15 protein-coding genes and 2 tRNA genes are annotated in these 20,740 nt (G+C 74.7%); 14 read left to right on the top strand and 3 right to left on the bottom strand.

Going from position 1 to position 20,740, the window contains the following annotated elements; genetic code table 11:
• Window positions 1-149 precede the first annotated feature (149 nt).
• Complete coding sequence (locus tag IH00_RS0109835) at window positions 150-1,004, bottom strand: bifunctional DNA primase/polymerase (RefSeq protein WP_031071752.1); 855 nt, start codon at window positions 1,002-1,004, stop codon at window positions 150-152.
• A gap of 379 nt (window positions 1,005-1,383) precedes the next feature.
• On the opposite strand from IH00_RS0109835, the gene IH00_RS0109830 reads away from it, so the two are divergent.
• The 5 genes from IH00_RS0109830 to IH00_RS0109810 all read left to right on the top strand — a co-directional run bounded on the left by IH00_RS0109830 (window position 1,384) and on the right by IH00_RS0109810 (window position 6,549).
• Window positions 1,384-2,289 carry a bifunctional MaoC family dehydratase N-terminal/OB-fold nucleic acid binding domain-containing protein gene (locus IH00_RS0109830; protein WP_031071743.1) on the top strand — a complete coding sequence of 302 codons (906 nt, stop codon included), beginning with the start codon at window positions 1,384-1,386 and terminating at the stop codon, window positions 2,287-2,289.
• A gap of 25 nt (window positions 2,290-2,314) precedes the next feature.
• Complete coding sequence (locus IH00_RS0109825; RefSeq protein WP_324615781.1) at window positions 2,315-2,710, top strand: MaoC family dehydratase; 396 nt, start codon at window positions 2,315-2,317, stop codon at window positions 2,708-2,710.
• Entirely contained in the window at window positions 2,707-3,873 is a 1,167-nt protein-coding gene (locus IH00_RS0109820; protein WP_031071739.1) for a lipid-transfer protein, read from the top strand. The genes IH00_RS0109825 and IH00_RS0109820 overlap by 4 nt, the downstream gene beginning before the upstream one ends.
• A 321-nt stretch (window positions 3,874-4,194) precedes the next feature.
• The gene (locus tag IH00_RS0109815; protein WP_031071736.1) at window positions 4,195-4,770 is read left to right on the top strand and encodes a SigE family RNA polymerase sigma factor; all 576 of its coding nucleotides are present in this window, start codon (window positions 4,195-4,197) and stop codon (window positions 4,768-4,770) included.
• 129 nt (window positions 4,771-4,899) lie between these two features.
• Window positions 4,900-6,549: a long-chain fatty acid--CoA ligase gene (locus IH00_RS0109810; RefSeq protein ID WP_031071734.1), complete on the top strand. Its 1,650-nt coding sequence runs from the start codon at window positions 4,900-4,902 to the stop codon at window positions 6,547-6,549.
• A gap of 243 nt (window positions 6,550-6,792) precedes the next feature.
• Here IH00_RS0109810 and IH00_RS0109805 read toward each other — a convergent pair whose 3' ends face one another.
• Both IH00_RS0109805 and IH00_RS0109800 read right to left on the bottom strand, forming a co-directional pair.
• Window positions 6,793-10,488 (bottom strand): PAS domain-containing protein, encoded by a 3,696-nt coding sequence (locus IH00_RS0109805; RefSeq protein WP_031071732.1) that lies wholly within the window; start codon window positions 10,486-10,488, stop codon window positions 6,793-6,795.
• 159 nt (window positions 10,489-10,647) lie between these two features.
• Window positions 10,648-11,112, bottom strand: a complete 465-nt coding sequence (locus tag IH00_RS0109800; RefSeq protein WP_031071730.1) for an SSI family serine proteinase inhibitor — start codon at window positions 11,110-11,112, stop codon at window positions 10,648-10,650.
• Window positions 11,113-11,327: 215 nt separating this feature from the next.
• Between IH00_RS0109800 and IH00_RS0109795 the strand changes: the two genes are divergently transcribed.
• From IH00_RS0109795 to IH00_RS0109755, 9 genes are all read left to right on the top strand, one after another.
• A tRNA-Ser gene (locus IH00_RS0109795) sits at window positions 11,328-11,418 on the top strand.
• A 372-nt stretch (window positions 11,419-11,790) separates the two neighbouring features.
• Window positions 11,791-11,863, top strand: a tRNA-Arg gene (locus IH00_RS0109790).
• Between the two features lie 71 nt (window positions 11,864-11,934).
• Window positions 11,935-12,774 (top strand): carbon-nitrogen hydrolase family protein, encoded by an 840-nt coding sequence (locus IH00_RS0109785; protein WP_052411300.1) that lies wholly within the window; start codon window positions 11,935-11,937, stop codon window positions 12,772-12,774.
• Entirely contained in the window at window positions 12,771-13,619 is an 849-nt protein-coding gene (locus tag IH00_RS0109780) for a DUF2797 domain-containing protein (RefSeq protein WP_031071726.1), read from the top strand. Before IH00_RS0109785 ends, IH00_RS0109780 begins: the two co-directional genes overlap by 4 nt.
• Entirely contained in the window at window positions 13,606-14,499 is an 894-nt protein-coding gene (locus IH00_RS0109775) for an amidohydrolase family protein (protein ID WP_031071724.1), read from the top strand. Before IH00_RS0109780 ends, IH00_RS0109775 begins: the two co-directional genes overlap by 14 nt.
• 55 nt (window positions 14,500-14,554) lie before the next feature.
• A complete protein-coding gene (locus IH00_RS0109770; protein WP_063835346.1) occupies window positions 14,555-15,310 on the top strand; it encodes a response regulator transcription factor in 756 nt (251 codons plus the stop codon).
• 128 nt (window positions 15,311-15,438) lie between these two features.
• Entirely contained in the window at window positions 15,439-17,010 is a 1,572-nt protein-coding gene (locus IH00_RS0109765; RefSeq protein WP_039946698.1) for a sensor histidine kinase, read from the top strand.
• The gene (locus tag IH00_RS0109760) at window positions 17,007-18,344 is read left to right on the top strand and encodes a bifunctional glycosyltransferase family 2/GtrA family protein (protein ID WP_107064432.1); all 1,338 of its coding nucleotides are present in this window, start codon (window positions 17,007-17,009) and stop codon (window positions 18,342-18,344) included. The genes IH00_RS0109765 and IH00_RS0109760 overlap by 4 nt, the downstream gene beginning before the upstream one ends.
• Complete coding sequence (locus tag IH00_RS0109755; protein WP_078887657.1) at window positions 18,341-20,614, top strand: ArnT family glycosyltransferase; 2,274 nt, start codon at window positions 18,341-18,343, stop codon at window positions 20,612-20,614. Before IH00_RS0109760 ends, IH00_RS0109755 begins: the two co-directional genes overlap by 4 nt.
• Window positions 20,615-20,740: the final 126 nt, after the last annotated feature.

Raw genomic sequence — 20,740 nt, 5'->3', positions numbered from 1 at the left:
GCTCACCCCGAGCCCTCGGGGGGTCGTCGGCCGGGAACCCCGCGACGGCTGGAAACCCTGGATTTCCCCTCCACGGCCCGCCCTCCGCAGGTGGCGGTAGTGGCCGGTCGACGGGCGAGGCTCGGGTCGGGAGCCGCGCCCTTCGTGGTTCAGGTCCGGCGGGAGGCGTGCGTCAGGCGGGCTGCCGAGGCGATCGTGGCGCGGGCCTCGGGTTCGGGGAGGCCCGTGCGGACGGCGGCGGTGACGAGGGCGGCCGCGAGGGTGTCGCCGAGGCCGTTCTCGCAGGCGCGGCAGGCCGCCCAGAACAGGCGGGTGTTGCGCTGCCCCTCCGGGGCGGCCAGGACGAAGCGGATCAGGCCCTCGCCGTGGGCGGGTGCCCGGGTGGTGCGGCCCCCCGGGTGCCGGCGGGTGGGCGGGGCGAGGAGGCGGAGCAGCGCGGGCGGGCACGGCGCCGGGGGCAGATGGGCCGTGCCGGGCGCCAGGCGGTAGGCGCCGCGCGTCGTGACCGAGCCGGGCCCGACGAGGTAGCCCCCGGCGCCGCGGATGTCGATGCCCGGGGCGAGGCGGCTCGCGGAGTTCGGGACCACGGCGTCGGGCGGGCCGGTCAGCCAGAGATGGCGGCCGCCGCTGGGGGTGAGGACCGTGACGGTCCGCGGAATGGTGAAGTGGTGCCGGGCGGCGAGGTCGTACAGGGCCGCCGGCTCGGTGTCGAGGTCGACTCCGACGAGGTGGTGCGGCGGGCGGCCGCAGGCGATGCCGTAGCCGGTCGCCCAGGGCGCTGCGGCGAAGAGTCGCCGTACGGCGAGCGGGTCGCAGGTCGCGTCGTGGATGCCGTGGCCGGGGAGACCGCATGCGCCGCGGCACGGCGCTCCTGGGGTGTCCCGGTGCGGGGAACGCAGTGCGGGCAGCTTGGTAGGCGACAGCGGGATGACGGGGAAGCCCTGCGCGGCGGCGGACAGGGCGTGGGCCAGTGCCGGGGCGGCGGTCTGCCGGTCGGACGCCATGTCTTACATATTCGTACAGAGATTCGAAAATGGGAAGCGTCGTCACCGCTCGGCGGCTGTCACGCTTGAGGGCGAATTGTTTTCTCCCGTCTGGTTCGCCGGGGATGTGGTGGGTAACTCTTGGGCTACGACGTCGAGACGCGGTGATCCGGCAGGGCGATGCGGAGGTGCACTTCTCCCTCTTTGGTGACAGGGGGAGGCGGACCGGCCCGAGGGGGGCATGGTCGTACGGGGTGAACGGCGGTCTGCGCGGCGGTGCTTCGGCATCCGCGGTGCAGGCCGCCTCGCCGTGTCCGCGCCCCCGCCCGGTCCGGGGGTTGACAGTCCCGGCTCAGCTGACGGATCGTCAGATACCGGCGGAGCGAGGGGGTGTGCGGCGGTGGCGGACGGACTGTACGGGCGGCTGAAGGCGTACGAGGGCCGGGCGGCCGTCACCCGGGGCGTCGGCAAGGACCCCGTCAACGAGCCCATGATCAGGCACTGGTGCGAGGCGATGGGCGACACCCACCCCGCTTACTCCGGCCCCGGCGCCATCGCGCCCCCGACGATGCTCCAGGTCTGGACGATGGGCGGGCTGTCCGGTCACCGGGGCCGCTCCCGGGCGTACGACGAGCTCCTCGCCCTGCTCGACGACGCCGGGTACGGAGCGGTCGTCGCCACCGACTGCGAGCAGGAGTACCTGCGTGACCTGCGCCCCGGGGACGCCGTCGCCTTCGACACCGTGATCGAGTCGGTGTCGGGGCGCAAGACGACCAGGCTCGGCCCGGGCTACTTCGTCACCACCCGGACCGACGTCCGCACGGCCGGCGGCGAGCTCGCCGGAACCCACCGCTTCCGCATCCTCAAGTACGCGCCCACCGGAGGGCAGCCCCACCGGCTCCAGCGGTCCCGGCGGCCCCGGCCCGTCGTCAACCGGGACAACGCCGGCTTCTGGGAGGGCGTGGCGGCGCACCGGCTGCTGCTCCAGCGCTGCGCGGGCTGCGGCACGCTGCGCTTCCCGTGGCTCCCGGGCTGCTGGTCCTGCGGCGCGGAGCGGTGGGACACCGTCGAGGCGGACGGCTCCGGGACGGTGTACTCGTACGTGGTCATGCACCACCCGCCGTTTCCCGCGTTCGACCCTCCCTACGCGGTCGGGCTGATCGAGCTCGCCGAGGGCGTGCGCATCGTCAGCAGCGTGACGGGCGTTCCGCACGACGAGGTGCGGATCGGGATGCCGGTCCGGCTGGAGTTCCAGCGGGTCGACCAGGACCTGGAGCTCCCGGTGTTCCGGGCGGTGGGGAGCTGACATGGCGGGGGAGAGGGCGGGGGCCGTGGCCGTGGGGGACGAGCTGCCCCCGCTGCGCATCCCGGTCACCCGCACCCTGATCGTCGCGGGCGCCCTCGCCTCCCGCGACTACCAGGACGTGCATCACGACCCGGAGGCCGCCCGGGCCAAGGGCTCCCCCGACATCTTCATGAACATCCTGACCACCAACGGCCTCGTCGGCCGGTACGTCACCGACCATTTCGGCCCCTTCGCCCGCCTGCGCGGCGTCGCCATACGCCTCGGGGCGCCCAACCGCCCCGGCGACACCATGACCCTCACGGGCACGGTCGTCGCCCTGGACGGCGACACCGCACAGGTGCGGGTCGTCGGCGCCAACACGATCGGCCATCACGTCACGGGTACCGTCACGGTGACCCTGGCGGAGGGGGAGCGGCGATGAGCGTGCGCAGGGCCGACGCCCTCGGCGGGCGGGCCGCGATCGCCGGCATCGGCGCCACCGAGTTCTCCAAGGACTCCGGGCGCAGCGAGCTGAAGCTGGCCGTCGAGGCCGTGCACGCCGCGCTCGACGACGCCGGACTGACGCCCGCCGACGTCGACGGCATGGTCACCTTCACCATGGACACCAGCCCGGAGATCACCGTCGCGCAGGCGACCGGCATCGGCGAGCTGTCCTTCTTCTCCCGCGTCCACTACGGCGGCGGCGCGGCCTGCGCCACCGTCCAGCAGGCCGCGCTCGCCGTCGCCACGGGCGTCGCGGACGTCGTCGTCTGCTACCGGGCGTTCAACGAGCGCTCCGGCCGCCGCTTCGGCGCCGGCGTCCAGCACCGCGAGCCGACCGCCGAAGGCGCGGCGCTCGGCTGGACGCTGCCCTTCGGGCTGCTCACCCCGGCGTCCTGGGTCGCGATGGCCGCCCGGCGGTACCTGCACACGTACGGGCTGACGCCCGAGGCCTTCGGGCACGTCGCCGTCACCGGCCGCCGCCACGCGGCGACCAACCCCGCCGCGCACTTCCACGGCAGGCCCATCACGCTCGCCGACCACGCCGCCTCCCGCTGGATCGTCGAGCCGTTGCGGCTGCTCGACTGCTGCCAGGAGACGGACGGCGGCCAGGCGCTCGTCGTCACGTCCGCCGAGCGCGCACGCGACCTGCCCCGGCCACCCGCCGTGATCGTCGCGGCGGCGCAGGGCGCCGGGCGGGCACAGGAGGCGATGACCGGCTTCTACCGCCACGACCTCACCGGCCTGCCGGAGGCGGGCGTCGTCGCCCGGCAGCTGTGGCGCACTTCGGGCCTCCGCCCCGCCGACATCGACGTCGGCATCCTCTACGACCACTTCACGCCGTTCGTGCTCATGCAGCTGGAGGAGTACGGGTTCTGCGGGCCCGGCGAGGGCGCGGACTTCGTCGCCGCCGGGCGGCTGCCGCTCAACACCCACGGCGGCCAGCTCGGGGAGGCGTACCTGCACGGCATGAACGGCATCGCGGAGGCCGTGCGGCAGGTGCGCGGCACGGCGGTGAACCAGGTCCCGGGCGCGGCCCGCGTCCTCGTCACGGCGGGCACGGGAGTGCCGACCTCCGCGCTGGTGCTCGGCACCGACGCCTGACGCGGGGTCGCGCCTGACGCGGGGTCGCGCCTGCCCGGCGGCGGCCTGCCTGCGGTCGTCGTGCCACGCCCGGCGGCGCCCCGCGGCCCCGGGCACCCTCGCGGCCGGCCGGATCCTGCCTCACGGCCGTTTCCTGAGCCTTATGGCCGGATCCTGATCCTCACGGCCGATTCCTGAGGGACGCGGGCGAACCCTGAGGTGCGCCCCTCCCCTCTCCACCTCCAGGAGGTGGGGCCCGGCCCGCCCCTACAACCTGAGGGGGAGCCGCTTTCGGGACCTGGGGCCGATCCCCCGGGGAATACCCGAACCTAGCGTGGTCCCATGACCTCGACCGCCGGCCCCGTCTGTACGGGAGCCTCCACAGCCGCCACCGGATGCCCGCCGTACCCGTCCTACCCGGCGTACCCGTCGTTCACCTCGTACGTACGGGCCCGGGGACCCGTGCTGCTGCGCACCGCCCGGTCGCTGACGGCCAACCCGTGCGACGCCGAGGACCTGCTCCAGACCGCGCTGACCAAGACGTACGTCGCCTGGAGCCGCATCGAGGACCACCGCGCGCTCGACGGCTACGTCCGCCGCGCCCTGGTGAACACCCGCACCTCGCAGTGGCGCAAGCGCAAGGTCGACGAGTTCGCGTGCGAGGAGCTGCCGGAACCGGCCGGCGGCGTCGCCGAGCCCGACCCGGCCGAGCAGCAGGCGCTGCGCGACGCCATGTGGCGCGCGGTGCTCAGACTGCCCGATCGCCAGCGGGCCATGGTGGTCCTGCGGTACTACGAGGACCTCAGCGAGGCGCAGACGGCCGAGGTGCTCGGGGTGTCCGTCGGCACGGTCAAAAGTGCCGTGTCCCGCGCGCTAGGCAAGCTCCGCGAGGACCCGGAACTCAGCCCCGTGCGGTGATCGCCGACAAAGGATCTACTCCTGGGTAGTGACATACCGCGCGGTATGTGCGCAGAATCTCCCCACCCTTTCTGCCAGGGTGGCCGGGGTCCCCCCGGTCCAAGAACTGCGCGCCCGCGGGAGGACGCCGTGCTGAGCACCATGCAGGACGTACCGCTGACTGTGACCCGCATCCTGCACCACGGGATGACGATCCACGGCCAGTCTCGGATCACCACCTGGACCGGCGACGCCGCCGCCCCGCATCGCCGTACCTTCGCGGAGGCCGGCGCACGAGCGACCCGGCTGGCGGGTGCCCTGCGCGAGGAACTCGGGGTCACCGGCGACGAACGCGTCGCCACCCTCATGTGGAACAACGCCGAGCACGTCGAGGCGTACCTGGCGATCCCCTCCATGGGCGCCGTCCTCCACACGCTGAACCTGCGGCTGCCCGCCGAGCAGCTGATCTGGATCGTGAACCACGCCGAGGACCGGGTCGTCATCGTCAACGGCTCCCTGCTGCCGCTCCTTGCCCCGCTCCTGCCGCACCTGCCCACGATCGAGCACATCGTGGTCTCGGGCCCCGGCGACCGCTCCCTCCTCGCGGACGCGGCTCCCCAGGTGCACGAGTACGAGGAGCTCATCGCGGATCGTCCCGCCACCTTCGACTGGCCGGAGCTGGACGAGCGCTCGGCCGCCGCCATGTGTTACACCTCCGGCACCACCGGTGACCCGAAGGGCGTCGTCTACTCCCACCGCTCCATCTACCTGCACTCCATGCAGGTCAACATGACCGAGTCGATGGGCCTCACCGACAAGGACACGACTCTGGTGGTCGTGCCGCAGTTTCACGTGAACGCGTGGGGCCTGCCGCACGCCACCTTCATGACCGGCGTCAACATGCTGATGCCCGACCGCTTCCTGCAGCCCGCCCCGCTCGCCGAGATGATCGAGCTGGAGAGGCCCTCGCACGCCGCGGCCGTCCCCACCATCTGGCAGGGCCTCCTCGCCGAGGTCACCGCCAACCCCCGCGACCTCTCCTCCATGAAGAACGTCACCATCGGCGGCGCCGCCTGCCCGCCCTCGCTCATGGAGGCGTACGACAAGCTCGGCGTCCGCCTCTGCCACGCCTGGGGCATGACGGAGACGTCGCCGCTGGGCACCATGGCCAACCCGCCGGCCGGCCTGACCGCCGAGGAGGAGTGGCCGTACCGCATCACCCAGGGCCGCTTCCCGGCCTGCGTCGAGGCCCGGCTGGTCGGCCCCGGCGGCGACATCCTCCCCTGGGACGGCGAGTCCGCCGGCGAGCTGGAGGTACGCGGCCCGTGGATCGCCGGCGCGTACTACGGCGGCGCGGCGGGCGAACCGCTGGCCCCGGAGGACAAGTTCAGCGCGGACGGCTGGCTCAGGACCGGCGACGTCGGCGTGATCAGCGCGGACGGCTTCCTCACCCTCACCGACCGCGCCAAGGACGTCATCAAGTCCGGCGGCGAGTGGATCTCGTCGGTCGAGCTGGAGAACGCCCTGATGGCCCACCCCGAGGTGGTGGAGGCAGCCGTCGTCGCCGTCCCGGACGACAAGTGGGGCGAGCGCCCGCTGGCGACCGTCGTCCTCAAGGAGGACGCGACCGCCGACTACGAGGCGCTGCGCACCTTCCTCGCCGGGTCGATCGCCAAGTGGCAGCTGCCCGAGCGCTGGGCGACGGTCCCGGCGGTGCCGAAGACGAGCGTGGGCAAGTTCGACAAGAAGGTCATCCGCCGGCAGTACGCGGCCGGGGAGCTGGACGTGACGCTGCTCTGACCGCACGGCACCGCCTTGCTCCGCCGCACCGGTGCGGCGAAGGGCGCCCCCCGCTCGGGGGGCGCCCTTCACGCGTGCAGCCCGGACGTGCAGCCCGGACGGCCGTTCGGCTCCCGCGGCGCGCCCCGTTCGGCTCCCGTGGCGCATCCCGCCGGTCCGTCCCGCTCCGTCCGTACGGCTACGGCTCGACGTGTACGGTTCGGTCCGTCCCGCTCACTCCGCCCGGCGTCACTCCGTCCGGCGTCAGTTCGTACCGATCTTCGCCAGCAGGTCCACGATCCGCGACTGCACCTCGGGGCTCGTCGACCGCTCCGCGAGGAACAGCACCGTCTCGCCGGAAGCCAGCTTCGGCAGCTCGTCCTCGTTGAGGCTCGCCGAGGTGTACACCACGAGCGGCGTGCGGTTCAGCTGTCCGTTCGCGCGCAGCCAGTCGATGATCCCCGCGCGCCGGCGGCGAACCTGCATCAGGTCCATCACCACGAGGTTCGGCCGCATCTGCGCCGCCAGCGCGACGGCGTCCGTGTCCGCGTCCGCCCGGGCCACCTGCATCCCGCGCCGCTCCAGCGCCGCCGTCAGGGCCAGCGCGATCTCCTCGTGCTCCTCGATCAGCAGCACCCGTGACGGATGCTGCTCGCTGTCCCGCGGAGCCAGCGCCTTGAGCAGGACGGCGGGGTCGGCGCCGTACGCCGCCTCCCGCGTCGCCTGTCCGAGCCCGGCCGCCAGCAGCACCGGCACCTCGGCCGCCACCGCGGCCTGGCGCAGCGACTGCAGGGCCGTGCGCGTGATCGGCCCCGTCAGCGGGTCCACGAACAGCGCCGCCGGGAACGCGGCGATCTGCGCGTCGACCTCCTCGCGCGAGTGCACGATCACCGGGCGGTAGCCGCGCTCGCTCAGCGCCTCCTGGGTGGCGACGTCCGGCGCGGGCCAGACCAGCAGCCGGCGCGGGTTGTCCAGCGGCTCGGGCGGCAGCTCGTCGTCGACGGGCAGCGGCGCGGGCTCGTTGGCCACCTCGACGGCGCCGCCGGGACCGTCCAGCGGCTCGGGGCCTTCGGCCGCGTTCGCGTCCGGTGCTCCTATCTCGTAGGCCCGGCCCTCCGCCGGAGGGGCCAGCCGCGGCGGGGGCTGCGCCGCGGGAGCCGCCGGAGGCGGTACGGGGCGCTCGCCCTCCGCGGGCGGCGTGGCCAGCTTGCGGCGCCGCCCGGACGGGGCGGGCGCCGGCGGCTGGGCGATCTGCTGCGCGAACGGCACGCCCTGCCCCAGGGTGCGCACGCTGAACGCCCGTCCCTGCGTCGAACTGCTCGCCTCGTCGCCGGACGGCACCTCCGGCGGCAGCGGTACGGAACCCGTGCCAGGGCCGGTGCCGGTTCCGGTGGCGGGGGTGGGGGCTTCGTGAGCTGCGCGCCGCCGACCGGTGGGCGCCGGGGCCTGCGGCGGGACCTGTACCGGCGCAGGGCCCTGGGCCGGGGCGGGGGCGGACGGCTGCGCGGGCTGCGGCGGCACCGCCCGGGGCTGCACGGGGTGCGGCTGCGGCGGCGTGTGGTCGGCGTCCGGCTCCGGGCGTACGCCACCGGTGTCGCGGACGGCGTCGTGGCGCCCCTCGTGCCCCGGTCCCGCGGTGGGCCCCGTGCCCGGGACAGCCGCCCCGCCCGCGGCGGCGCCGGTGTCGGCGCGCCGGTCGGCCTGGGCGGGCGGCAGCGCGAACGCCGTGCGGGCGCCCTCCGGCGAGGCCGCCGCGGACCGCTCCTGCGCGGCACCGAGCGCCCGCCGGGCACGCCGCCCGGTCGGCGCGGGCGCCGCCCCCGGCATGGGGGCAGCGGACAGCGCCGGAAGTCCCGCGGCAGGCACGCGTGCCGCGTCCACCGGCACGCCCTGCGGCGGCACCGTCTGTCCACGGGCCGCGCGCCCCTGCGCGCTCTCGGCGGCCGTCATCACCGCGCCCTCGGCAGGCGTGTCGGCCTGCGCGGCGGCAGCGGCGGGAGTGGAGGGAGTGGCGGCGGCGGGAGCGGCGGGCTGCGGTACGGCCGCCTGGGCCGCGGCCTCGGCCGGGCTCGGCCGGCCCCGCCGCCGCCCGGTCGGCTTGGCCGCCACGGGGTCCTCGGCCTGCACGGGGCTCTCCAGGAACGCGTCGGTCGACGCCCGCCGGGCCCTCCGCCGCCCGCCGCCGGAGGTCTCCCCGGACTGCTGCGCCGGCAGCACGGGAGCGACCGCCTCGGCAGGGGCGGTGCCGGGGGCGGCCTGGGCCTCGCCGGCCGGGGTCACCTCGGCCGGGGTCTCGTCGGCCGGAACGGCGTCGGCCGCCGGCTTCACCGTCCCGGCACCCGATCCCAGGGGCACCTCCAGCACGTACGCGTGCCCGCTCATCCCGGGCACCTCGTGCGTCTGCAGCACACCGCCGTGCGCGCGGACGATCCCGCGCACGATCGGCTCGTGCACCGGGTCGCCGCCGGCGTAGGGCCCGCGCACCTCGATCCGCACCACATCACTGCGCTGGGCCGCCGCGACGACGATCGTCGAGTCGACGTACCCGGCGCCGGGCACGACCCGCGCCTTGCCGGTCGAGTCGACCCCGGCCACGTCCGCGATCAGGTGCGCGAGCGCGGTGGAGACGCGTACGCCGTCGACCTCGGCCTCGATGGGCGGCGCGTGCACCGCGAACTGCGCCCGGCCCGGGCCGATGAGCTCGACGGCGCCCTCGACACCGGCCGCGACGACCGCGTCGAGCAGCACCTTCGTCTTGCGCAGGTCCTCGTCGCCGGTGTCGAGCCGCTGGAAGCCCAGCACGTTGTCGACGAGCGTCGTCATCCGGGCGTACCCGGCGGCCAGGTGGTGCAGGATCTGGTTGGCCTCGGGCCACAGCTGCCCCGCCGGATCGGAGGCCAGCGTGCCCAGCTCGGCGCGGAGTTCCTCCAGCGGCCCGCGCAGCGACTCGCCGAGCACGGCGGTCAGCTGGGCGTGCCGTGCGGCCAGCGCCGCGTACCGCTCCTCGCGCTGCTCGCTCTCGACGGAGTACCGCTCGCTGCGGTCGGCCAGCTCGACGGCGTGCTTCTCGGTCAGTGCGGCGACCTCGGCGGCGTGCTGCGCCGTCAGCGCGGTGACCTCGGCGGTGTGGGACTCGACCAGCTCCTCGTAAGGCCGCCGGTCCGTGAACGTCATCACCGCGCCGACGAGCTGGTCCCCGTCGCGCACCGGCGCCGTCGTCAGGTCCACCGGCACCGCGGAACCGTCCTTGGCCCACACCACCTGTCCGCGCACCCGGTGCTTGCGCCCCGAGCGGAGCGTGTCGGCCAGCGGCGACTCGTCGTACGGGAACGCTTCGCCGTCCGCGCGCGAGTGGAGCATCAGCGGGTGCAGTTCCTTGCCGCCCAGGTCGCTGGCGCGCCAGCCGAGGATCTGCGCGGCGGCCGGGTTGACGAGGACGATCCGCCCGTCCGTGTCCGTACCTACGACGCCCTCGGACGCGGCGCGCAGGATCATCTCGGTCTGGCGCTGCGAGCGCGCCAGTTCGGCCTCGGTGTCGATGGTCCCGGACAGATCCCGCACGACCAGCATGAGCAGCTCGTCGCCCGTGTACGGCCGCGGAGTGGCGCCGTACGAGTCGTACGCCTCGCGCCCGTCCTCCAGGCTCGCGCTGGTCACCTCGACCGGGAACTCGCTCCCGTCCGTCCGCCGCGCGATCATCCGGGTCGGCTTCGTACGCCCGCGCGCGTCGGCCGCCTCGGGGCGGCGCATCGAGCCGGGGATGAGCCGCGAGTCGAAGGCCGGGAGCAGATCCAGCAGTCCACGCCCCACCAGCGCGGTCCCCGGGCTCTCGAACATCTCCAGGGCGATGGTGTTGGCGTTGACGACGGTGCCGTTCGCGTTGACGAGGACGAGCCCGTCCGGCAGCGCGTCGAGTATGGCTGCGAGGCGAGCAGCGCCTCGGGATGGCCTGCTGCTCACGACGACGCTTCCTCCCACTGACCTACTGCCACCCCTCGGGCCGGGGCCTGTCACTGGAGGGAGTCTAAAGGCAGGCGCAATGGGTGGGGCGGCGGATGACGGGGTCGCCCCGGCGAAGGTTGTGTGCGGGTTCCGGCCGGAACCCGCCCATCCCGTGCCTTACGCGCCGGCGCGCGGAAGCACCGGTTCCAGGGTGTCCCACCGCTGGATCTCGCAGCCGTTGCTCCGGTTGAACCGGGCGTCGACCTGCCGTCCGTGCCAGGTTCCGGTGATGTGGGCGGTCGCGTCGCCGCCGTGCTGCATGGTGCACATCCGGTCCTGGGCCACGGGGGCGAACGGGTCGCCGCCGTCCTGGGAGAGCTCTTCCAGCCGGACACAGGCGCGCTGCACCTGCGGGTGGTTCCCGCCGGCGGTGCGTGCCCCGCACTCCAGGTCGAAGGTGCCGTCCAGCGCGGCACTCCCGGAGCCGGCCACGGTGACGGTCAGCTTGTCGGTGGCCGCCAGCAGCGGCACGGACGGCAGACGGGGGATCAGTGGCCCGGTCGTACCGGCCAGCGCGGCGGGTGCGGCGGCGCCGAGGACGGCGAGGGACGCGGTGGCGGTGAGGACGAGACGGCGCAGCATACGAACTCCAGGGTCACGGAACCACGAAACCGTCGGGATGCCCGGATCGTCCGGGATCCCTCACCTCACTAACGCTGCACCGCCCCGCGCGTTGCGCAACCCGAAAGCCTTTGCTCTGCGCCCCGCACGCCTAGTACCGTGGGGAGCGATTGGTGACACCCCCCTGGGCTGTGTCATCATCTGCACGCACCACTCGCGCTCGCGCGGGTGTCACTGGAGGCGTCGCCTAGTCCGGTCTATGGCGCCGCACTGCTAATGCGGTTTGGGTCTTAAAGCCCATCGAGGGTTCAAATCCCTCCGCCTCCGCCGCACCACCCGAAGCCCCGGCCCCACGGCCGGGGCTTCGGCCGTTTCCGGAACCGGTGACGCGACGGCCGGGCCGGGGCGTCCCGCGGGACGGGTGACGCGACCCCGACCCGACCGCCACTGCCGCCGCCGCCGCCGCGACCGCGGCCGCGGCCGGGACGGCCGGCGGGCTGGTGGGAGATCGACGCCTTCCGGACGCCGCCAGCTCTTCCGGGTGCTTCCGGGTGGGGTCCGCGAGAGAGCTTCCTGATCTTCCCTGGGGGGATTTGCCCAGGTCGGAGCGGGTTTGGATAACGGATTTCGCGTGACGGCGCAGGTCATGTAATGTTGTTCCCGCAACGCCGACCGGGCAGAAAAGCCCGGGAAGCACAAGCACTCGTAGCTTAACGGATAGAGCATCTGACTACGGATCAGAAGGTTGCAGGTTCGAATCCTGCCGAGTGCACAGCAGGCCAGAGGCCCCGGACGGAAGTCCGGGGCCTCTGGCGTTGGGGCGGGGTTGCTAGGTTGACCCGTATGCCGAGCGAACAGTCGCCCTCCCGGGGGTTGCGTGTGGCCGCTGCGCAGGCGACGCCGGTGGCCGGGGATGTCGGGGCCAATGCCGCGACCGTGGCCGCGATGGTCCGCCAGGCCGCCGGGCGCGGGGCGCGGGTGGCGGTGTTCCCGGAGAAGTTCCTGAGCGGTTACGAGCCGGGGCTGATCGCCGCCGATCCGGAGCGGTGCGCCGTTCAGGTGGGGGACGCGCGGCTGGACGGGGTGCGCGAGGCCTGCCGGGACGGCGGGGTCGTGGGGATCGTCGGGGCGGCCGTGCACGACGGCGGGGCGCTGTACGTGTCGGCGCTGGTGATCGACGCGCAGGGCCGGGACGCCGGGCGGTACGACAAGCAGACGCTGTTCGCCGCGGAGCGCGACGTCTACCGGCAGGGGGAGACCGGCTGCACGGTCGAGGTCGACGGATGGCGGCTCGGCCTCGGGATCTGTTACGACTCCGGGTTCCCCGAGCACGCCCGCGCGGCCGCGCTCGACGGGTGTCACGCGTACGTCGTGGGGGCGCTGTTCGGCGTGGGCAACGGCTACCACGAGTCGCGGATGTGGTTTCCCGCGCGGGCCTTCGACAACACCATGTACAGCGTGCTCGCCAACCACGTGGGACGGACCGGGGGCTGGAACACCTGTGGCGGAAGCGGTGTCTGGGGACCGGACGGGCGCCTGGTGGCCGAGGCGGGCGCCGAGGAGGCGGAGGTCGTCCTCGCGGACCTCGATCCCGTGGCGCTGAAGGACGTGCGCGAGAGGCACACCATGCTGCGCGACCTGAGGGACACCACCACGGGCGGTCGTACCCGGTACCTCCTGTGACCCGGGCCGCCGGGCTGCGGTGGCGGGACGGCAGGCCCGTGCTCGCCTGGGAGGGCGGCCGGGTCAGCCCGCTGCCGTACGGCCGGGAGATCGGCTTCCGCGCCGTCGGGGAACGGCGGTGCACCGGGGCCCGCGGCCATCCGTGCCCCCTGGCGGCCGTCGTGGCCGGGCGCAGCACCGGGGGGAGGTGCGCCGAGTGCACGCGGCTGGACCGGATGGGCTCGGTGGCGGCCGACGCGGTACCGGACGATCCCCGCGTCTTCCGGGTGTACCTCGCGTGGTTCGGGCCCGGCCTGGTCAAGGTGGGCATCACGGCGCAGGAGCGGGGCGACGCGCGGCTGCTTGAGCAGGGGGCCGTGGCGTTCACCTGGCTCGGGCGCGGGCCGCTGATGGCGGCGCGGCGGACCGAGGAGGTGCTCGGCACCGCGCTGGGGGTGCCCGACCGGATCCCGTACGCCGTGAAGCGCGCCGTCCGCGCCGGGCTGCCCGGCGCGGTGGAGCGGGCCGCCGAGGTGATGGCGCTGTACCGGCGGGCCGTGGACGTGCCCGGGTGGGGCGAGACCCTGGAGCGGGTCGAGCCGCGGGTCGCCGACCACGCGGAGGTCTTCGGGCTCGCGGGGGTGGACGCCGTCGACGGGGTCGTGCAGGAGCTCGTCGCGGACGGGGAGGTGCGCGGCACGGTCGTCGCGGCCGCCGGTCCCGACGTGCACCTCGTGGCGCCGGACGGGCGGCGGATCGCGCTCGACACGCGGCTGATCACGGGGTGGGACCTCGTCCGGGGCGGGGAGGGGACCACCGTGCCGGTGGTGCGGATACCGAAGGGGGCGCAGGGTGGGCTCTTCTGAACGCGAGGCCGAGGACGTCAGGGCCTTCTGGGAGCGGCTCGGGACGCCCGGGCTCGTCGACGTGCACACGCACTTCATGCCCGACCGCGTCCTGCGCAAGGTGTGGGCGTACTTCGACGCCGTGGGGCCGCTGACCGGGGTCGAGTGGCCCATCACCTACCGGGAGGAGGACCGGCGGGTCGCCCTGCTGCGGGACTTCGGGGTGCTGCGGTTCACCTCGATGCTCTACCCGCACAAGCCGGGCATGGCCCAGTGGCTCAACGCCTGGGCGGCGCGGTTCGCGGAGCGGGTGGCGGGATGTCTGCGCACGGCCACCCTCTTCCCCGAGGAGGGCGTCCAGCGGTACGTGCGCGAGGCGGTGGAGAGCGGCGCGCGGGTATTCAAGGCACACGTCCAGGTCGGTGCGTACGACCCGAACGACCCGCTGCTGGACGGCGCCTGGGGGCTGCTCGCCGAGGCCGGCGTACCGATCGTGATCCACTGCGGCAGCGGGCCCGCCCCGGGCAGGCACACCGGGCCGGAGCCGGTGGCGCGACTGCTCGCGCGGCACCCCCGGCTGCGGCTGGTCGTGGCGCACATGGGGATGCCCGAGTACGCCGACTTCCTCGGGCTCGCCGAGCGGTACGGGGAGGTGCGGCTGGACACGACGATGGCGTTCACCGACTTCAGCGAGCGCCTCGCGCCCTTCCCGGCGGGCGAGCGGGGGCGGCTGCTGGAGCTGGGGGACCGGATCCTGCTCGGGAGCGACTTCCCGAACATCCCGTACGGGTACCTGCACCAGCTGGAGGCGCTCGAGCGGCTCGGCCTCGGGGAGGAGTGGCTGCGGGCGGTCTGTCACGGGAACGGGGCCCGGCTCTTCGCCGACCCGGCGCTTTCTTAGCGGATTCACAGGAAGGGAAAAGCGTTCCTTCAGGGGCGGCCGCGACCGTGGGCGCATGCGTACCGAGAGGCGTGCCGACATCCGTGCCGACATGCGTGCCGAACTGCTCAGGTCCGACGGGAGCCCCGTCCGCGTGCTCGTCGTCGACGACGAGGCGTCGCTCGCGGAGTTGCTGTCCATGGCCCTCCGCTACGAGGGGTGGGACGTGCACAGCGCCGGGGACGGAGCGGGTGCGGTGCGGGCGGCGCGGGAGTGCCGGCCGGACGCCGTCGTCCTGGACGTGATGCTGCCCGACATGGACGGGCTGGCGGTCCTCGGCCGGGTGCGGCGCGAACTTCCCCACGTACCAGTGCTGTTCCTGACGGCGAAGGACGCCGTGGAGGACCGGATCGCGGGGCTCACGGCGGGCGGCGACGACTACGTCACCAAGCCCTTCAGCCTGGAGGAGGTCGTGGCGCGGCTGCGCGGGCTGATCCGGCGCTCGGGCGCGGCGGCGACCGCACGCAGCGAGTCGCTGCTCGTCGTCGGTGATCTCGTCCTCGACGAGGACAGCCACGAGGTGACGCGCGGCGGGGCCGGGGTCCACCTGACGGCGACGGAGTTCGAGCTGCTGCGGTACCTGATGCGCAACCCGCGGCGGGTGCTGAGCAAGGCGCAGATCCTCGACCGCGTGTGGAGCTACGACTTCGGCGGGCAGGCGAACGTGGTCGAGCTCTACATCTCGTACCTGCGGAAGAAGATCGACGCGGGCCGCCCACCGATGATCCACACCCGGCGCGGCGCCGGCTACCTGATCAAGCCCGGCGGGTGAGGCCACCTCGGCGGCGGCTGCCGGTACGGGGCGTGCAGCGGTGGTGGCGGTCCTGGGCGCGAGCCGTGCGGGGGGTGCGGTCGTGGGCGCGAGGCGTGCGCGGGCGGTGGCGGTCGTGGGCCGGAGGCATGCGGGGGTGGCGGCGGCCGTGGTCGTTGCGGGCGCGGCTGGTCCTGGCGGCGGTCGCGCTGATCGCGGTCGTCGCGGCGGTCATCGGCGCGGTCACGACCATCGCCCTGCGCTCGTACCTCGTCGGCCAGGAGGACGAGCGGCTGCGCGAGGCGGTGCTGCGAGCGGACCGGATGCACTGGCCGGACCGGGAGCTCGGCTTCGTCACCGCCCCCGGCCACGAGTTCGGCACCGTCGGCGGGCGCGCCGCCGCCCCGGGTGGGCCGCTGGGCGCGGCCGGGCGGCTCGTCGGCGAGCGCCCCGGGGACGCGCCGGCCCCGCTGGACGCGGCGCAGACCGCCGCGCTGTCCGCGGCGCCGCGCGACGGCGCGGTGCACACGGTGGACCTGCCCGGGCTGGGCGAGTACCGCGTACTGGCTTCGCCGGACGACACGCTCGTGCTCGGGTTCCCGCTCGCGGGCGTGCAGGACACGGTCGGCACGCTGATCGTGGTCGAGGTGTGCGTGACGGCCGCCGCCCTGCTCGCCGCCGGCATCGCGGGCGCCGCACTCGTCGGGTTCGCGTTGCGCCCCCTGCGGCGCGTCGCCGCGACCGCCGCGCGCGTCGGTGAACTGCCGCTGCACAGCGGCGAGCCGGCACTGCACGAGCGGGTGCCGGACGCCGAGGCCGATCCGCGCACCGAGGTGGGCCGGGTGGGCGCGGCCCTCAACCGGATGCTCGACCATGTGCACGCGGCGCTGCACGCCCGGCAGGAGAGTGAGATGCGGGTTCGGCAGTTCGTGGCGGACGCGAGCCACGAGCTGCGGACGCCGCTGGCGTCGATCCGCGGATACGCCGAGCTCACCCGGCGCGGGACGGAGCGGCCGGGCCCGGACACCCGGCACGCGCTGGGACGCATCGAGGCCGAGGCGACCCGGATGACCGGGCTCGTGGAGGATCTGCTGCTGCTGGCGCGGCTGGACGCGGGACGGCCGCTCTCGTACCGGAGCACTGATCTCGCTCCGCTCGTCGTCGATGCCGTCGGCGATGTCCGTGCCGCCGGTCCCGAGCACCGCTGGCGCCTCGAACTGCCCGACGCGCCCGTGCCGGTGCACGGGGATCCCGCCCGGCTGCACCAGGTGCTGCTCAACCTCCTCGGCAACGCCCGTACGCACACCCCGCCCGGGACGGTGGTCACCGCGCGCGTGCGGCGGACGGACACATGCGCCGTCCTGGAGGTCGAGGACGACGGGCCCGGCATCCCGCCCCATCTCCTGCCGCACGTCTTCGAGCGCTTCGCCCGCGGAGACGCCTCCCGCTCACGCCCCGGCGCCGACCCCGTCGCCGGCATCAGCCCCGGCGCCGACCCCGTCGCCGGCATCAGCCCCGGCGCCGACCCCGTCGGCGGCATCAGCCCCGCCTCCCGCGCCGTCGCCGGCTCCACCGGGCTCGGGCTCGCCATCGTGCGCGCGATCGTCGCCGCGCACGGCGGCGAGGTGGCCGTGCGCAGCGCACCCGGGCGGACGGTTTTCACCGTGCACCTGCCGGCCGAGGACTCACAGGCCGCCCACAGGCTCGTCACACGGGCATGACAGCCACCGCCGCGAGGGTCGGCGGCATGCCAACACCCATGGAATGCCTCACGCTTCCGGCCCGGGAGCACCTGCCCGTACGGGACACCGGCGGGCGGCCCGTCCTGGATGTCGTGATCCCCGTGCACAACGAGGAGAAGGACCTCGAACCGTGCGTGCTGCGGCTGCACGCGCACCTCGCCCGCACCTTCCCGTACGGCTTCCGCATCACCGTCGCCGACAACGCCAGCACCGACCGCACGCCGGCCATCGCCGCCCGCATGGCGGCGGAACTGCCCGGCGTACGGTCCGTGCGGCTGGAACGGAAGGGCCGCGGCCGCGCGCTCGGCACCGTCTGGTCCCGCTCCGAGGCGCCCGTCCTCGCCTACATGGACGTCGACCTGTCGACCGACCTCAACGCGCTGCTCCCGCTGGTCGCCCCGCTCATCTCCGGGCACTCCGACCTCGCGATCGGGTCCCGGCTGGCGGGCGGCTCGCGCGTGGTGCGCGGCCCGAAGCGGGAGCTCGTCTCCCGTACGTACAACCTCATCCTGCGCGGCTCGCTCGCCGCCCGGTTCAGCGACGCGCAGTGCGGGTTCAAGGCGATACGGCGCGAGGTGGCCGAGCGGCTGCTGCCGATGGTCGAGGACACGGGCTGGTTCTTCGACACCGAGATGCTGGTCCTGGCCGAACGGGCCGGGCTGCGCATCCACGAGGTGCCGGTCGACTGGGTCGACGACCCGGACTCCACCGTCCACATCCTGCGGACCGCGGCGGAGGACCTGAAGGGCGTGTGGCGCGTGGGGCGCGCGCTCGCCAAGGGCACGCTGCCGCTGGACCGGCTGGCGCGGCCGTTCGGCGACGATCCGCGCGACCGGGCGATCAGCGGCGTGCCGGGCGGGCTGGCCCGCCAGCTGGCCGGCTTCTGCGCCGTGGGCGCGCTGTCGACGCTCCTCTACCTGGCGCTCTACTCGGCCTTCCGCGCGGGCACCGGACCGCAGGCCGCCAACGGCGCGGCCCTGCTGCTGTCGGCGGTCGCCAACACCGCCGCGAACCGCCGTCTGACGTTCGGGGTACGGGGCCGGGAGCGCGCCGTGCGCCACCAGGCGCAAGGGCTCGTGGTGTTCGCCATCGGGCTGGCGCTCACCAGCGGCTCGCTGGCGGCGCTGGCCGCGGCGACCGGCTCCGCGACCGGTTCCGCGGGCGCATCCGCGGGCGGCGCGGGGCACGGGACGGAGCTCGCCGTGCTGATCGCGGCGAACCTGGCCGCGACGGTGCTGCGTTTCCTGCTCTTCCGCGCCTGGGTCTTTCCGGACCGGCGTGCCGACGATCACACCCTGGGGGACGCGCGATGACGGACAAGACCACCACGAATCCGGCCGCCACGAATCCGGCCGCCGCGAATCCGGCCGCCGCGAATCCGGCCGGCACGAATCCGGCCGGCGCGAATCCGGCCGGGACGAATCCGGCTGCGGCGGGGACGCCTGGGGCGAAGCCGGTATCGGCGACGGCACCCGGAGCGAGGACGGCCCTGCGGGTACCGGTCCTGTCGCGGGAACGGGCGGCCCTGGCGGTGCTGCTGCTCGTCACCGGCCTGTTGTACCTGTGGAACCTGGACGCCTCCGGGTACGCCAACTCCTTCTACTCGGCCGCCGTCCAGGCGGGCAGTGAGAGCTGGAAGGCGTTCTTCTTCGGGGCGTCGGACGCGGGGAACTCCATCACCGTCGACAAGCCCCCGGCCGCGCTGTGGCCGATGGCCCTGTCCGTACGGCTCTTCGGGCTCGGGTCGTGGCAGATCCTCGTCCCCGAGGTGCTGATGGGCGTCGGGACGGTCGCCGTCGTGCACGCGGCCGTCCGGCGCCGCTTCAGCGCGGCGGCCGGGCTGGTGGCGGGCGCGGTGCTCGCGCTGACGCCCGTCGCCGCGCTGATGTTCCGCTTCAACAACCCGGACGCGCTGTTGGCGCTGCTGATGTCGGTCACCGTGTACTGCGTGCTGCGGGCGCTGGAGGGCGCCCGGACGGCGTGGCTGGTCGGGGCGGGGGTGGCGGTCGGGTTCGCGTTCCTGACGAAGACCCTGCAGGCCTTCCTCATCCTGCCGCCGCTGGCCGTGGTGTACGCGGTGTCCGCGCCGGCGACGGTACGCCGGCGGCTCGGCCAACTCGCCCTGGCGGGGCTCGCGCTGGTCGTCTGCGGCGGCTGGTGGGTGGCGGTCGTCGAGCTGTGGCCGGCGTCCTCGCGCCCGTACGTCGGCGGCTCGCAGACCAACAGCTTCCTGGAGCTGACCTTCGGCTACAACGGCCTCGGCCGCATCAACGGCGAGGAGACCGGCAGTGTCGGCGGTGGCCCGGGCGGCGGTGGTGGCGGTGGTCGCGGCTGGGGAGAGACGGGTGTGTGGCGGATGTTCGGCGACGCCGTCGGCGGTCAGATCTCGTGGCTGCTGCCGGCCGCGCTGCTGCTGCTCGCCGCGGGGCTCGTCCTCACCCGGCGGGCGGGCCGGACGGACACGGCCCGGGCGGCGTTCCTGGTGTGGGGCGGGTCGCTGGTGACGACGCTGGTGGTCTTCAGCTTCATGGCCGGCATCTTCCACGAGTACTACACGGTGGCGCTGGCCCCGTACGTCGCGGCGCTCGTCGGCATGGGCGTGACCGTGCTGTGGGAGGAGCGGGGCGGTGTGGCGGCCTCGGCGGTCCTGGCCGTGGTGGCGGCGGGTACGGCGGTGTGGGCGTACGTGCTGCTGGGCCGGACGCCCGACTTCGTGCCGTGGCTGCGCTGGCTGGTCCTGGCGGGCGGCCTTGCGGCCGGGGCGGGTCTGCTGCTGGCGCGTGCCGGGGGGCGGCGGGTGGCGCTCGGCGCGGCGGCGCTCGCGCTGGCGGCGGGCCTGGCGGGGCCGGCCGCGTACACGGTGGCCACCCTCGGGATGGGGCACACCGGTTCCATCGTCACGGCGGGGCCCGCGTCGGCGCGGGGCGGAGGCCCGGGCGGTGCGGGCGGTCCCGGTGGCCCCTTCGGGGGGAACGCGCGGGGAGGAATGCTGCCCCCGGGCGCGGCGCCGGGCACCGGTCCCGGCCAGGCTCCCGGCCAGACGCCGACGGGCCAGACGCCGACGGGCCAGACGCCGACGGGCCCGGCCGCTCCCGGGCAGGCGTCCGCGGGCCGGGCCCCCGGTGACGGGGGTCGTGGCCCCGGCGGCCGGGCGCCGCGCGGAGGTGCGGGGGGCGGACTGCTCGACGGTCCCGAGGTGGGCTCCGCCGTCGCCTCCCGGCTCATGCGGAACGCCTCCTCCTACACCTGGGTCGCCGCCACCGTCGGCTCCCAGAACGCGGCCGGCTACCAGCTCGCCACCGAGAAGCCCGTCATGGCTGTCGGCGGCTTCAACGGCAGCGACCCGTCGCCCACCCTCGCCCGGTTCCAGCAGTACGTCGCCGAGGGCAGGATCCACTACTTCATCGCGGGCGGCGGGCGCGGTGCGGGCGGCGACCCGGAGGCCGGCCCCGGCGGCGGCCCGGGAGGCCCGGGCGGTTCCGGCGCCGCGTCCGCGATCAGCACCTGGGTGGCGGACGCGTTCACGAAGGTCACCGTGGACGGCGTCACGCTCTACGACCTGACCGTTCCGGCGAGCGGGTGACACCTGCACGTGCTGACGTGCTGAGGGGTGCTGAGGTGCTGAGGTGCTGAAACCCTGAGGGGTGTGAGGTGCTGAGGCCCTCAGGGCGTCACGGCGCGACCCTGCCACGGAAAAACAGTTATACGG

The organism is Streptomyces sp. NRRL S-118 (genome assembly GCF_000716335.1).
Classification (GTDB): Bacteria; Actinomycetota; Actinomycetes; order Streptomycetales; family Streptomycetaceae; genus Streptomyces.
Note: the sequence above shows the minus strand (reverse complement) of the source record. Positions and strands in the feature narration are given on the sequence as shown.

Excerpts from the sequence above, each read along its gene's own strand:
- IH00_RS0109800 (WP_031071730.1), bottom strand. The coding sequence starts at position 11,112 with ATGCTGCGCCGTCTCGTCCTCACCGCCACCGCGTCCCTCGCCGTCCTC.
- IH00_RS0109760 (WP_107064432.1), top strand. The coding sequence starts at position 17,007 with ATGACAGCCACCGCCGCGAGGGTCGGCGGCATGCCAACACCCATGGAA.
- IH00_RS0109765 (WP_039946698.1), top strand. The coding sequence starts at position 15,439 with ATGCGGGGGTGGCGGCGGCCGTGGTCGTTGCGGGCGCGGCTGGTCCTG.
- IH00_RS0109755 (WP_078887657.1), top strand. The coding sequence starts at position 18,341 with ATGACGGACAAGACCACCACGAATCCGGCCGCCACGAATCCGGCCGCC.
- IH00_RS0109820 (WP_031071739.1), top strand. The coding sequence starts at position 2,707 with ATGAGCGTGCGCAGGGCCGACGCCCTCGGCGGGCGGGCCGCGATCGCC.
- IH00_RS0109815 (WP_031071736.1), top strand. The coding sequence starts at position 4,195 with ATGACCTCGACCGCCGGCCCCGTCTGTACGGGAGCCTCCACAGCCGCC.
- IH00_RS0109785 (WP_052411300.1), top strand. The coding sequence starts at position 11,935 with ATGCCGAGCGAACAGTCGCCCTCCCGGGGGTTGCGTGTGGCCGCTGCG.
- IH00_RS0109770 (WP_063835346.1), top strand. The coding sequence starts at position 14,555 with ATGCGTACCGAGAGGCGTGCCGACATCCGTGCCGACATGCGTGCCGAA.
- IH00_RS0109835 (WP_031071752.1), bottom strand. The coding sequence starts at position 1,004 with ATGGCGTCCGACCGGCAGACCGCCGCCCCGGCACTGGCCCACGCCCTG.